At 61.1% G+C, this 15931-nt stretch carries 1 protein-coding gene; it reads left to right on the top strand.

The features are described from left to right. The first annotated feature begins 336 nt into the window (after nt 1–336). Nucleotides 337–15927, top strand: coding sequence for a retention module-containing protein (locus QMX88_RS06105; protein WP_282367302.1), 15591 nt, complete (start codon nt 337–339; stop codon nt 15925–15927). Nucleotides 15928–15931: the final 4 nt, after the last annotated feature.

Genomic DNA, 15931 nt, shown 5'->3' with positions numbered 1-15931 from the left:
GGCCATTGAAGTGATCGTCTCGAGAGTGTTCTGAAGGGCGCTTGCGATCACACTGCAGAAATCCGCGATCTCATCAAATATCAATGTGACATTACGGAAGCGATTGTTTAGGATGTCGCCGAATAGGTCAATACTTTGGCAGAAAGTTAATTCCAGTGCCGACCTGCTGTTAATAAATTGACGCCAGATTACGAGCAACTTAATAAGTTCCCTAACTTGTTATCTGGCAATGAAACAAATGCGAATTTTTACGTCATCCAGTAATGAAGCGGCGTTAGTTAAGGCCGGTCGGCATGATGGATACCAACTGAACGGTAATTTCGGAGAGTCACCCCCATGAGCAGTGTTGTTGCCATCGTCAAAAGCATTGTTGGCCAGGTAGTAGCAGTTTCCCCGGAAGGGATTCGTCGTGTGCTCATCGAGGGTGACCGGTTGTTCACCGGCGAGCAGCTTGAGACAGGCCCGGGAGGCGCAGTCACGCTGCAGCTTGCCGATGGCCGTCAGCTGGACATTGGCCGTGACAGCCAGTGGAGTGCCGACGCACCGGCGTCCACGACCAACCTTGCCGAAGCCAGCGCGCAAGCGGCACCGTCAGTTGCCGAACTGCAGCAGGCCATCGCGGCCGGCGCCGACCCGACCAAAGACCTCGAAGCCACTGCAGCAGGTCCGCAAGCGGCGCCAGGCGACGGCGGCAACGCAGGCGGCGGCCACAGCGTGGTGATGCTCACCGAGACAGCGGGCGAAGTGAATCCGACCATCGGCTTCCCGACCAACGGGCTGGGGACGACGACCACGCCGCCGCCTACGCTGAGCAACGGCCTGGCGATCGACAACGGCAACGACAACGGCGGTGCCCCCGTCGCGCCGCAGCCGACCGGCACCCTGACACTGACCGCCACTCAGACGCTGACAGAAGCCGGCGGCGCGCTGGTTTACACGGCGAACATCACCCAGGCACCGACGTCGGACCTGACGGTCACCCTGTCCAACGGTTCGACCATTGTCATTCGTGGCGGCGACACGTCCGGCTCAACCACTGTTCAACTGGCTGACAACAACACGCCGTACATCGACCCTTCCGTTATCAGCACCACCATCACCGGCACAACGGGCGGTGGCGGTCTGGTCGTGACAACCGATCCGACCCCGGCGGTGACCACCATCACCGACACCATCGACACCACCACGGTCAGCCTCAGCGCTGCGCCGACGTCTGTCGAAGGCACCTCGATCACCTACACCGCTACGCTGACCAACCCGGCACAGACCCCGGTCAACGTCACCTTGTCCGACGGTTCGACCATCACCATCCGTGCGGGCGAGTCCACCGGTACGGTTGTCGTCGCGGCCCCAGCGAATGACGTCTACAACACCAACACCGTTATCAGCACCACGATTACCGGCGCAACCGGCGGCAACTTTGAGAACCTGGTGCCCAACACGGCGCCGGCTGTGGTGCAGATCGTCGACAGCATCGACACCACCGTTGCCAGCATCACCGGCACCCAGTCTGTGGTTGAAGGCCAGGCCGCCACGTACACCATTACGTTGAGCAACCCGGCGCAGACCGAAGTCACGATCAATCTGACCTACAGTGGCACCGCATCCAACGGCACTGACTACACGCAAGTGGTCAGCGTGAAGATCCCTGCCAACAGCAGCAGCGTCACCTTCGACCTGAACACCCTTAATGACACGATCCCGGAAGGCGTTGAAAACGTCACCGTGGCGATCGGCGCCATCACCGGCGGCAACTTCGAGAACATCGTTGCCAACGCGACCAATGGCAGCGTCACCACCACCATCATCGACAACGACGCTCTGCCGGTTGTCGATCCGAATGGCGGCGGTAACGGCACCAACAGCGAAACCACGTTCACCGAAGGCCAGGCTGGCGTTTCGATCGCCGACCAGTTGACCGTCACTGACGCCGACAGCCCGACCCTGCAAGGCGCGAAAGTCACCCTGACCAACGCTCAGGACGCCGACACATTAGTAGTGGGCAGCCCGAACGCGAACATCGCGGTCACTACCGCCACCGTCAACGGCCAGATCGTACTGACCCTGACCGGTGCCGCCACCGCTGCCGAATACGAAGCCGTGATCAAGTCGATCACCTTCCAGAACAGCAGCCAGGACCCGAGCGTCGCGGACCGCACCATTACTGTGACCGTCAACGATGGCCAGAACGATTCCGTGCCGGCCACCAGCATCGTGCACGTCGTCGCCGTCAATGACGCCCCGACCGTCTCATTCACCAGCACCGATTACGTCGAAAACGGCGCGCCTCAGGCACTGGTCAACAACCTGCAGATCGGCGACGTCGACGGCGGCCAGTTGAGCGGCGCGAAGATCACCGTGACTGGCGTTCAGGCCGAAGACCTGATCGCTTCGCCGTCCTTCCAGGGCGGCAACACCGGCACCACGGCGTCGGGCATCAGCTACACGCTGGGCAACGACGCCAACGGCAACGTTGTCATTCAGTTGAGCGGCAACGCCTCGATCGCCGACTACACCACGCTGATCAACTCGATCACTTACGCCAACAGGAGTGACGCCCCGATCACCACCCCGCGCGGCGTGACGATCGAAGTGACTGACGTGGACACCCACGGCACCAACAACCTGACGGGCATTGCCACCGGCGAAGTCGATATCACGCCGGTCAACGATGCACCGACCGTCACCGACGCATCGGGCAAAGGCGACGAAGACACCACCATCGCGGTCAAGCTGACCGGCGCTGACGTCGACGGCACCATCGATCACTTCAACCTGGTCAGCCTGGCAGCCAACGGCACGTTCTACGCCGATGCCGCCGGGACCCAGGCGCTGACCAACCTCAGCAACATCGCCGCCACCGCCAACGGCGCGACCATCTACTTCAAGCCGAACGCCAACTGGGCGGGCGACACCAGCTTCACCTACACCGCTGTCGACAATCAGGGCCAGCCAGCCGGCACGCCAGCCAACGGCATCATCAACGTCACGCCAGTGGCCGATGCCCCGATCGTCACCGTTGCCAACGCCCAAGGCGCTGAAGACACGGCGATCAAGCTGACCCTGAGCACTGCACTGGTCGACACCGATGGCTCCGAATCCCTGGGCCCGTTGGTTGTGTCCGGCATTCCGGTCGGCGCCGTGCTGACTGACGGCACCCACAGCTACACCTCGATTCCGACAGGCGACGGCGCCGTCTACATCGACGGCTGGGACCTGAACAACCTGACGATCACGCCGCCGAAAGACTTCAACGGCCCGATCACCTTGCAGGTGAGCTCGACCTCGACCGAAGCCGCCAACAAGGATGCGGCCACCACGACGCAGTCTCTGATCGTCAACGTGACGCCCGTGAACGACGGCCCGGCGGTCAACTTCGACAGCACGACCTACACCGAAAACGGTGCGCCGGTCGCGCTGGTCAACAACTTCAGCATCACCGACATCGACAGCACTCAGCTGAGCAGCGCGAAAATCACGCTAACCGGTATCCAGGCTGAAGACCTGGTTGTGTCCCAGTACTACAAAGGTGGCACCACCGGTGTTACAGACCTGGGCATCACCTACACCCTGAGCAACGACGCCAACGGCAACATCGTCATCGACCTGACGGGCAATGCCTCGGTCGCCAACTATGAAACCCTGATCAAGTCGCTGACTTACGCCGACAACAGCGAAAACCCGAGCACCGTCCCGCGCGGCGTGAGCATTTCCGTCACTGACCTGGACGCCAACGGCACCACTAACCTGACCGCCGTGCACGACGGCCAGATCAACGTGATTGCCGTCAACGACGCCCCGACCGTCAACGCGGCACGGGGCCAGGGCGACGAAGACACTGCGATCGCGGTCAAGCTAACCGGCGCTGATGTCGACGGCACCATCGACCACTTCAACCTAGTCACCATGGCCGAGCATGGCAAGTTCTACGCCGACGCAGCCGGTACCCAGGAGCTGACCAACCTCAGCAACATCGCCGCCAGCAACAACAGCGCGACCATCTACTTCAAACCGGATGCCAACTGGGCCGGTGACACCAGCTTCACCTATACCGCTGTCGACAACCAAAACCTGCCTGCGGGCGCGCCGACGAACGGCATCATCAACGTCACGCCGGTAGCCGATGCTCCGATCGTCACCGTTGCTGACGCACAAGGTAATGAAGACTCCGCGATCAAGCTGAACGTGAGCACCGCGCTGGTCGACACCGATGGTTCGGAATCCCTGGGCCCGTTCGTGGTGTCCGGTATTCCGGTGGGCGCCGTGCTGACTGACGGCACCCACAGCTACACCTCGATTCCGACAGGCGACGGCGCGGTCTACATCAACGGTTGGGATCTGACCAACCTGACGATCACGCCGCCTAAAGACTTCAACGGCTCGATCAACCTGCAAGTGAGCTCGACCTCCACCGAGCTGACCGGCCAATCGGCCACCACGACTGTGCCCCTGACTGTCACCGTCGGGCCGGTCAACGACGCACCGACCGTCACCTTTACCAACCCTGACTACGTCGAAAACGGCGCACCTCAGGCATTGGTCAGCAATCTGCAGATCGGCGACGTCGACAGCGCACAATTGAGCAGCGCGAAGATCACGCTGACCGGCATTCAGGCTGAAGACCTGATCGTTTCCCAGTACTACAAGGGCGGCAACAGCGGCACCACCGACCTGGGCATCAGCTACAACCTGAGCAACGACGCCAACGGCAACATCGTCATCGACCTGACCGGCAAGGCGTCGATCGCCGACTACACCACGCTGATCAACTCGATCACCTACGCCAACAGCAGCGATAACCCAAGCACTGCTCCACGTGGCGTGACCATTGAAGTGACCGACGTTGATGCCAATGGCACCAACAACCTGTCGGGCAGCGCCACCGGTCAAATTGACGTGACCGCAGTCAACGATGCACCGACCGTTAACACAGCGTCGGGTGCTGGCGACGAAGACACCACCATCGCCGTCAAGCTGACTGGCTCTGACGTCGACGGCACCATTGGCCACTTCAACCTGGTCACTGCGCCTGCACACGGCACGTTCTACTCGGACGCCGCAGGTACTCAGCCGCTCACCAACTTGACCAACATCGCCGCCAGCAACAACGGCGCGACGATCTACTTCAAGCCAGACGCAAACTGGGCCGGTGATACCAACTTCACTTACACCGCTGTCGATAACCAGAACCTGCCAGCCGGCAACACGGCAACGGGCACGATCAATGTCACGCCGGTGGCTGATGCGCCGATCGTTACCGTCAGCAACGCCCAAGGCGCCGAAGATTCGGCGATCAAGCTGAACGTAAGCACCGCGCTGGTCGACACCGATGGCTCCGAATCCCTGGGCCCATTCGTGGTGTCCGGCATTCCGGTCGGCGCCGTGCTGACGGACGGCACCCACAGCTACACCTCGATTCCGACAGGCGATGGCGCGGTCTACATCAATGGCTGGGACCTGACCAACCTGACGATCACGCCGCCGAAAGACTTCAACGGTTCGATCAACCTGCAAGTGAGCTCGACCTCGACTGAGATCACCGGTCAATCGGCAACCACGACTGTGCCCCTGACTGTCACCGTCGGGCCGGTCAACGATGCGCCAGTGGTCAACTTCGACAGCACCTCGTACACCGAAAACGGTGCACCGATCGCGATAGTCAATAACCTCAGCATCAGCGACGTCGACAGCACTCAACTGAGCAGCGCGAAGATCACGCTGACCGGTATTCAGGCTGAAGACCTGATCGTTTCGCAGTACTACAAAGGTGGTACCTCTGGCGACACGAGCCTGGGCATCAAGTACACGCTCAGCAACGACGCCAACGGCAACATCGTCATCGACTTGACTGGCAAGGCTTCGGTTGCCAACTACGAAACCCTGATCAAGTCGATCACCTACGCTGACAACAGCGAGAACCCGAGCACTGCCCCACGCGGCGTGACCATCGCCGTTACTGACGCTGATGCCAACGGCACCAACAACCTGACCGTCGTTCACGACAGCCAGATCAATGTCATTTCCATGAACGATGCGCCGGTAGTCAACGCCGCTTCGGGTGCAGGCAAGGAAGACACCACCATCGCGGTCAAGCTGTCTGGCTCCGATGTCGACGGCACCATTGGCCACTTCAACCTGGTCAGTGCGCCTGCACACGGCACGTTCTACTCGGACGCCGCCGGTACTCAGCCGCTGACCAACTTGACCAACATCGCCGCCAGCAACAATGGCGCGACGATCTACTTCAAGCCAGACGCAAACTGGGCAGGTGATACCAGCTTCACTTACACCGCTGTCGACAACCAGAACCTGCCAGCCGGCACCCCGGCAACTGGCACGATCAATGTCACGCCAGTGGCTGATGCTCCGATCGTTACCGTCACCACCGCCCAGGGCGATGAAGACACCGCAATCAAGATCAGCGTCGGCACTGCACTGGTCGACACCGACGGTTCGGAAAGCCTGAGCGGCCTGACCGTGGGCGGCATTCCGGTTGGCGCCGTGCTGACCGACGGCAAAAACAGCTACACCTCGATCCCGACCGGCGACGGCAAAGTCATCATCGATGGCTGGGATTTGACCAAGCTGACCCTGACGCCGCCGGCTGACTTCAACGGTTCGATCACGCTGCAAGTGAGCTCGACGTCGACTGAGATCACCGGCCAATCGGCAACCACGACCCAGTCCCTGACTGTGAACGTCGCGTCGGTAAACGATGCGCCTGTGGTCAACACCGCCACCGGCAATGGCAACGAAGACACTATCGTTGCGGTCAAGCTGACCGGTTCGGACGTCGACGGCACCATTGACCACTTCAACCTGGTCAACACGCCTGCCAACGGCACCTTCTACTCCGACGCTGCGGGCACCCAGCCGCTGACCAACCTGAACGACATCACCGCGACCAACAACGGCGCGACGATCTACTTCAAGCCAGATGCGAACTGGAACGGCAGCACGCCGTTCACCTACACCGCTGTCGACAATCAAGGTCTGCCCGCCGCCACTCCAGGCACTGGCACGATCAACGTCACGGCCGTCAACGACGCGCCGGTGGTCAACTTCGGCAGCATCACCTACACCGAAAACGGTGCGCCGATCGCGATCGTCAAAGACTTCAGCATCGCTGATGTCGACAGCACCGAACTGAGCAGCGCGAAAATCACGCTGACCGGTATTCAGACTGAAGACCTGATCGTTTCCCAGTACTACAAAGGCGGCACCGATGGCACCACCGGTACCACCAGTCTGGGTATCAGCTACAAGCTGAGCAACGACGCCAACGGCAACATCGTCATCGACTTGACCGGCAAGGCTTCGGTTGCGAACTACGAAACCCTGATCAAGTCGATTACTTACGCCGACAACAGCGAGAACCCGAGCACTGCCCCACGTGGCGTGACCATCGCTGTCACCGACGTGGATGCCAACGGCACCAACAACCTGACCGTTGTTCACGACAGCCAGATCAACGTTATTGCCGTGAACGACGCTCCAGTTGTCAACGCCGCCACCGGCAATGGCAACGAAGACACTATCGTTGCGGTCAAGCTGACCGGCTCTGACGTAGATGGCGCGATCGACCATTTCAATCTGGTCAACACGCCTGCCAACGGCACGTTCTACTCCGACGCCGCTGGCACTCAGCCGCTGACCAACTTGAACGACATCACCGCGACCAACAACGGCGCGACGATCTACTTCAAGCCGGATGCGAACTGGAACGGCAGCACGCCGTTCACCTACACCGCTGTCGACAATCAAGGTTTGCCCGCCGCCACTCCAGGCACTGGCACGATCAACGTCACGGCCGTCAATGACGCGCCGGTTGTGAACTTCGACAGCACCTCGTACACCGAAAACGGTGCACCGGTTGCGATCGTCAAAGACTTCAGCATCACCGACGTCGACAGCACAGAGCTGAGCAGCGCGAAAATCACGCTGACCGGTATTCAGGCTGAAGACCTGATCGTGTCTCAGTACTACAAAGGCGATAACAGCGGCGATACCGGTCTGGGCATCAAGTACACCCTGAGCAACGACGCCAACGGCAACATCGTCATCGACTTGACTGGCAAGGCTTCGGTTGCCAACTACGAAACCCTGATCAAGTCGATCACCTACGCCGACAACAGCGAGAACCCGAGCACTGCCCCACGCGGTGTGACCATCGCTGTGACCGACGCTGATGCCAACGGCACCAACAACCTGACCGTTGTTCACGATAGCCAGATCAATGTCATTTCCGTGAACGATGCGCCGGTAGTCAACGCCGCTTCGGGTGCAGGCAACGAAGACACCACCATCGCCGTCAAGCTGTCTGGCTCAGATGTTGATGGCACCATCGGCCACTTCAACCTGGTCACTGCGCCTGCACACGGTACGTTCTACTCGGACGCCGCCGGCACCCAGCCGCTGACCAACTTGACCAACATCGCCGCCAGCAACAACGGCGCGACGATCTACTTCAAGCCAGACGCGAACTGGGCGGGCGACACCACCTTCACCTACACCGCGGTCGACAACCAGAACCTGCCAGCCGGCAACACGGCAACTGGCACGATCAACGTCACGCCTGTGGCGGATGCCCCGATCGTTACCGTCACCAACGCTCAGGGCGATGAAGACACCGCCATCAAGCTGGACCTGAGCGCTGCACTGGTGGACACCGATGGTTCCGAGTCCCTCGGACCGGTCATTGTGGGCGGCATCCCAGTGGGCGCGGTGCTGAGCGATGGCAACGGCCACAGCTACACCTCCATCCCTGTTTCTGAAGGCGGCGATGGCGAGGCGTACCTCACCGGCTGGAACCTGAGCACCCTGACCATCACGCCGCCGAAAGACTTCAACGGCTCGTTCAACCTGCAAGTGAGCTCGACGTCGACCGAAAGCGCCAACAACGACTCGGCCACCACGGTTAAGTCGCTGACCGTTAACGTCGCATCCGTAAACGATGCGCCGGTAGTCAACACCGCCACAGGCAATGGCAGCGAAGACACCCTCGTTGCGGTCAAGCTGACCGGCTCCGACGTCGACGGCACCATTGACCACTTCAACCTGGTCAACACGCCTGCCAATGGCACTTTCTACTCCGACGCCGCTGGCACCCAGCCGCTGACCAACCTGAACGACATCACCGCCACCAACAACGGCGCGACGATCTACTTCAAGCCAGATGCGAACTGGAACGGCAGCACGCCGTTCACCTATACCGCCGTTGACAACCAGGGTCTGGCTTCCACCACCCCGGCGACCGGCACCATCACGGTTACGCCTGTCAACGACGCGCCTGTGGTCAACTTCGGCAGCATCACCTACACCGAGAACGGTGCAGCGACGCCGATCGTCAAAGACTTCAGCATCACTGACGTCGACAGCACTCAGCTGAGCAGCGCGAAAATCACGCTGACCGGTATTCAGGCCGAAGACCTGATCGTGTCTCAGTACTACAAAGGCGATAACAGCGGCGATACCGGTCTGGGCATCAAGTACACCCTGAGCAACGACGCCAACGGCAACATCGTTATCGATCTGGTTGGCAACGCTTCGGTCGCCAACTACGAAACCCTGATCAAGTCGATCACCTACGCCGACAACAGCAACAACCCGAGCACCACGCCGCGCGGCGTGACCATTGCTGTGACCGACGTGGATGCCAATGGCACCAACAACCTGACCGTCGTTCACGACAGCCAGATCAACGTGATTTCCGTCAACGATGCGCCGGTGACCAAGCCAGCGACGGCGACGGGCGACGAAGACAACACCGTGGCGGTCAAGCTGACCGGCACCGACGTCGACGGCACCATTGACCACTTCAACCTGGTCAACCTGGGTCAGCACGGTACTTTCTACGCCGATGCCGCAGGCACTCAGGCACTGGACGGCAACAGCGTCATCAAGGCGACCGGCAATAGCGCAACCGTCTACTTCAAGCCGGTCGGCGACTGGAGCGGCAGCACCAACTTCACCTACACCGCGGTCGACAACCAGGGTCAGGTAGACACCACTCCGGCAACCGGCACCATCAAGGTCAATCCGGTCACCGACGCCCCTGCCCTGTCCCTCGTGGACGACCAGACCGTGGCTTCGCTGAACGTGAACGGCGCGACCACGACTGTGATCGGCAACATCGGCAGTGGCGCATGGCACACCGACAACAGCGGCGGCACCGTTGAGATCCACACCCCAGGTACCTACGGCGTTGCCGGCAACAGCAACAACAGCCAAGTGCTGGAGCTGGAGCGCAACAGCGGTGACCCGAGCAACCTGTACACCAACATCGACGCCAAAGCCGGCGCGACCTACACCGTTTCGCTCGATTATTCGGTCCGTGCAGGCGCGGTCGACAACTCGCTGATCAACGTCTTCTGGGGCGGCAAGCTGGTCGGCACGCTGACCAACACCGTGGTCGGTCTGAAGACCTACACCTTCGACGTGCCGGTCACCACCGACGGCAGCGCGAAGCTGGAATTCAAGGCTGGCGACGCGAACTCCCTCGGCGGCGTGATCAACAACATCAGCGTCACCGAGCACCTGAACAGCGGCCTGGAAGACAACGCGATTCTGCTGTCGACCATCAAGGCAGCGACCACCGACGTCGACGGTTCCGAAACCCTGACGGTCAGCATGAAGGGCATTCCGGTTGGCGCTTCCCTGAGCGACGGCACGCACACCTTCAACGCCACCGCCGGTGCAACCGCCACTGACGTGACCGATTGGGACCTGAGCAAACTCAAGCTGACCCCGCCGGCCAACTTCAGCGGCGACATCGCTCTGACCGTCACCGCTACCGCCCAAGACGGCGCAGCGGCTCCGGTCAGCAAAGACCTGACGTTCAACGTCCATGTGGCACCGGTGGCAGACGCCCCGACCGTGATCGCGCCTGCCGTCACCGGCCCGGAAGACACGGCCATCCACCTGAACATTGGCACCACGCTGGTCGATACCGACGGTTCCGAGAGCCTGACCCACCTGACCGTTTCCGGCGTTCCGGTCGGTGCCGTTGTCACCGATGGCACTCACAGCTACACGTCGACTGCCGGCGGCAACGGCACTGCGGCGCTCGACGGCTGGGACCTGACCAAGGTGACCATCACGCCACCGGAAAACTTCAACGGCCAGATCAACCTGACCGTCAACGCGACGTCCACCGAACTGAACGGCCCGTCCGCGACGACCCAACAGCCGCTGACCGTCAACGTGACGCCAGTGAACGACGCACCGGTCGTGAATTTCGGCAGCATCACCTACACCGAAAATGACGCCCCGACCGCGATCGTCAAAGACTTCAGCATCACCGACATCGACAGCACCCAGCTGAGCAGCGCGAAGATCACGCTGACCGGTATTCAGGCTGAAGACTTGATCGCTTCCAAGTACTACAAAGACGGTACCTCGGGCGATACGGGCCTGGGCATCAAGTACACGCTGAGCAACGACGCCAACGGCAACATCGTCATCGATTTGACCGGCAAGGCTTCGGTTGCGAACTACGAAACCCTGATCAAGTCGATCACCTACGCCGACAACAGCGATAACCCGAACACCGCGCCACGCGGCGTGACCATCGCTGTGACTGACGCCGATGCCAACGGCACTGACAACCTGACGGTGGTCCACAACAGTCAGATCAACGTGATCGCCGTGAACGACGCGCCGGTCATCGGCCACACCGGGACGGGCAAAGAGTTCGGCAACACCTGGAACGAAACCGCCGTGGGTGGCGATGTCACCGCGCCGGGCAAAGGCCCAGGTCAGATCGCTCGCGATTTCACCCTGAACGACGCCGACAGCACCACGCTGAAAAGCGCGACCGTCACGCTGACCAACTTCAAAGACGGCGACGTCCTGAATGTCGGCAAACCGGGCGCCCTGACCTACACCCTGAGTGATGTAAAAGACGCTTCCGGCGCAGTGACCGGCAAAACCATCACGTTCGGCGCAGGCACAGCCGCCCAGTACCAGACGGCGATTCAGTCGATCACCTTCGACAGCACGTCCCATGATCCGTCGAAAGACAACCGCATCATCAACATCACTGTCGATGACGGCAGCGCGGTCAACAACATCGCGTCCACGACCTCGACGATCCACATCACCACGGTCAACGATGTACCAACCGTGAGCACTGCGTCGGTTGCCTTTACTGAAAACGACGCGGCGGTCTCGATCGTCAAGAACCTGAACCTGGCCGATGTCGACAACACTACCCTGAGCAAGGCCGCGGTGTCGGTCGATGTGAAGGCAGGCGACGTACTGACCTTCACCGGCACTGCGCCGAAAGGCGTCAGCGTGGTGGAAACCCACAACGATGCAGGCCTGGTGAACGGCTTCAAGATCAACGGCATCGCGACCATTGACCAGTACAAGGCGCTGATCCAGTCGATCACCTTCAACAGCCCGGGCGACAACCCTCAGGCGGGTGACCGTGCCGTGACGGTTCAAGTGACCGACTCCGGCGCGAAAGGCGACGGTACCGGTACGCAGGATTCGCTGGTTGCCGGCAGCAAGATCTCGGTCACCGCCGTGAACGACGCGCCCGTCATCGGCCACACCGGCGATGGCAAGGACTTCGGCAACACCTGGAACGAAACCCTGGTCGGCGGCGATGTCACCGCGCCGGGCAAAGGTCCAGGCCTGATTGCTGCAGACTTCACCCTGAAAGACGCCGACAGCCCGACGCTGCAAAGCGCCACTGTCACGCTGACCAACTACAAGGCGGGTGATCTGCTGGCGATCGGCAACACCGCAGGCCTGAGCTACACCACCACTGACATCGTCACCAACAACGTGGTGACCGGCAAGGTCATCACGTTCGGTGCCGGCACGGCGGCTCAGTATCAGACGGCGATCTCGTCGATTACCTTCGACAGCACGTCTCACGACCCTGTCAAAGACGATCGCATCATCAACATCAGCGTCAACGACGGCAGTGCCACCAACAACATCGCCAACACCACCTCGACGATTCACATCACGACGGTCAACGATGTTCCGGTGGCCAACGCCACGACCGGCAGCGGCAACGAAGACAGCCCGGCCATCGCCGTGACGCTGAGCGCGACCGACGTGGACAGCAAAATCGACCACTTCAACCTGGTCGACATGGCTGCGCACGGCACGTTCTACGCCGATGCGGCGGGCAAGGTCGCGTTGACCAGCCTGAGCAACATCGTCGCCGTCGGCAACGCTGCAACGGTGTACTTCAAGCCAGCCGCCGATTGGGCGGGCAGCACGTCGTTCACCTACAAGGCCGTCGACGATCAGGGTCTGGCGAGTTCGGTCAAAGCCACCGGCACCATCAATGTGGCGCCTGTCGCCGACCAACCAGTGGTGACGCTGGGCTCCGGCGTCGTTCAGTCGACCGGCCTGGTGAAAGACGTTTATGTCGGCACGCTGAAGAACATGGGAACCGACGGCAACGGCGCCAACGAAGCGACCATCAAGGCCGGCTTCAACACCACCGTTGCATCGACCTCGCACACCGTCGCCACCGCTGCACAGGACTCTTCCGTCGCAGTCGGCACCGGCACCAAGCTGTCCGGCCTGATCTACATGGAAGCCGGCCACACCTACACCTTCTCCGGTACGGCAGACGACAGCCTGTTGATCACCGTGGCGGACCAGACTGCGGCCAACGCCACATGGGGTGCGGGCGGCAAGATCCAGAGCGCGGGCTTCACGCCGACGGAGTCTGGCTACTACACCCTGGACATCTACCACTACAACCAGGCGGGCCCGGGCAGCTACAGCATCAATCTGGTCGACAAGACCATCAGCACCGGCGCGACTCAGACCGTGGCCCTGAACGGCAGCAACGTGCTGCTGTTCGCAACGGTCGATGACCTCAAGGCTTCCGGCCTGAACGTCTCGCCGTTGCACGAAGGCACGGTTGGCAGCGGTGAGGGTTATTACACCGGCTACGAGCTGAACCACGGCACCGAAGGCGCCGCGATCAAGCTGAGCCCGGTCCAGGCGGTATTCGGCGACAGCCTCGACGGTTCGGAGACTCATGTCACCACCCTGAGCGGCGGTGCACCGGCCGGCTCGATCCTGACCGACGCCGCAGGCCACACGGCCACCGTGACGACCCACGTCGAAAACGGCAAAACCGTGATGGACACGATCGACGTCAGCCAATTCGACCTGTCGACGCTGAGCATCACCACGCCTGACTACTTCAGCGGCAAGTTCACGCTGAACGTCACGGCGACGGCGACCGAAGCGACTGTGCCAGGCGTCCCAAGCGCCGTGGCCAGCGCCAGCGACAGCAAGGCGATCACTGTTACCGTTGAGCCTCAGACCTACACTTCGAGTGAAGGCCTGGCCGGCACCGACCCGACGCCAATCAACGGCACCACCGGCGGCGACATCATCGTTGGCGACGTCAGCGGCACGACCATCGTGCAGGGCAAGAGCTACAACATCGCCTTCATCGTCGACAGCTCGGGCAGCATGGGCAAATCCCTCGATACGGCGAAGACGCAGCTGCAGTCGGTCTTCGAGAAACTGGCGAACGGTGCTCAGACGGCCAACGCCGGCAAGATCAACGTGCTGCTGGTGGATTTCGACACCAACGTGCGGTCGACCGTTTCGGTGGACATGTCTGACAAGGCCGCTGCGCTGAAAACCTTGGCCGCTGCTCTGGCGACCATGACATCGGGCGGTACCACCAACTACGAAGATGCCTTCAAGACCACGGCGAACTGGTTTGCCGGCTTGAACAGCACCAACCCGACGGGCGAGAACCGCACGTACTTCATCACCGACGGCGAGCCTAACGTTTACCAGAACACCAGCACGGTGCTCGGTACGGTGAACGGCACGGCTGTCACACTGGCGATGGGCCTGGAAAGCTGGCATCTGGGCAGCACGTATTCGGTGAACGGCAAAGTCGCCATCGACACCGTGGGCCATGTCTACAGCTACGCCAGCAGCACGACCGGCAAACTGGTGGGCACCCTCGCCAGCCACGCCGACGGCAAGGGCGGTCAGGAATACAGCCTGAACTCACCTGAAACCAACGGCAGCAGCGTTGTGCTGGCTGAAGCGGACACCGGTTACGCGCTGTTGCTGAAGCAGTCGCCGACCATCGAAGCGATCGGCCTGAACTCGGCGGTCAAGACCAGCACGCTCAACCACTACGACAGCGACGGTCACGCGCAGACCAACGTCAACGCCGATGACCTGGCGAAAGCGGTACTGGGCGACCAGAAAGATATCGCTCCGGGCAGCGACACCCTCAACGGTGGCGACGGCAATGACATCCTGTTCGGCGATCTGATCACCTACAACACGCAGGGCGGCATTACGGCGCTGAAGGCGTTCGCGGCAGATACCTTGCACGTGAATGTGTCGACCATCGATGACAAGACGCTGCACTCGTTCGTGACCAACAACCTTGACGCGGTGGCTCACCTGACCAATTCGTCGTCGACGTCCCAGGACGGCAACGACACCCTGCTGGGCGGCAATGGCAACGACATTCTGTTCGGCCAGGGTGGCGACGACATTCTCAACGGTGGCAACGGCAACGACATTCTGATCGGTGGTAAAGGCAACGACATCCTTACCGGTGGCGCAGGTGCCGATACATTCGCCTGGAAAGCAGGCGACACCAACAGCGGTGGCTTTGACGTGATCAAGGACTTCAACAAGGGCGAAGGCGACCGGATCGACTTGCGTGACCTGCTGCAAGGTGAAGACACCGACACCCTCAGCAAGTACCTGCAAATCACCAACGATGGTCATGACACCATTCTGCAAGTCAGCACCACCGGGCAGTTCGCGTCGAATGTCACTGCGGCTGCCGCGGCGACCACGGCCGATGTGCACATCAAGGTGGAAGGCGTGACCTGGAGCAATGCCATGGTCAACTCGCTGGTGAGCGGTGCGGATCCGACCATCAAAGTCGATCACCACTGATAGC

Origin of the sequence: Pseudomonas sp. PS02290 (assembly GCF_029960075.1) — a bacterium.
GTDB lineage: Bacteria > Pseudomonadota > Gammaproteobacteria > Pseudomonadales > Pseudomonadaceae > Aquipseudomonas.
This window is presented reverse-complemented; position numbering and strand designations above follow the sequence as displayed.

Bases quoted from the DNA above. Each gene is read 5' to 3' on its own strand.
- QMX88_RS06105 (WP_282367302.1), top strand. From the start codon at position 337: ATGAGCAGTGTTGTTGCCATCGTCAAAAGCATTGTTGGCCAGGTAGTA.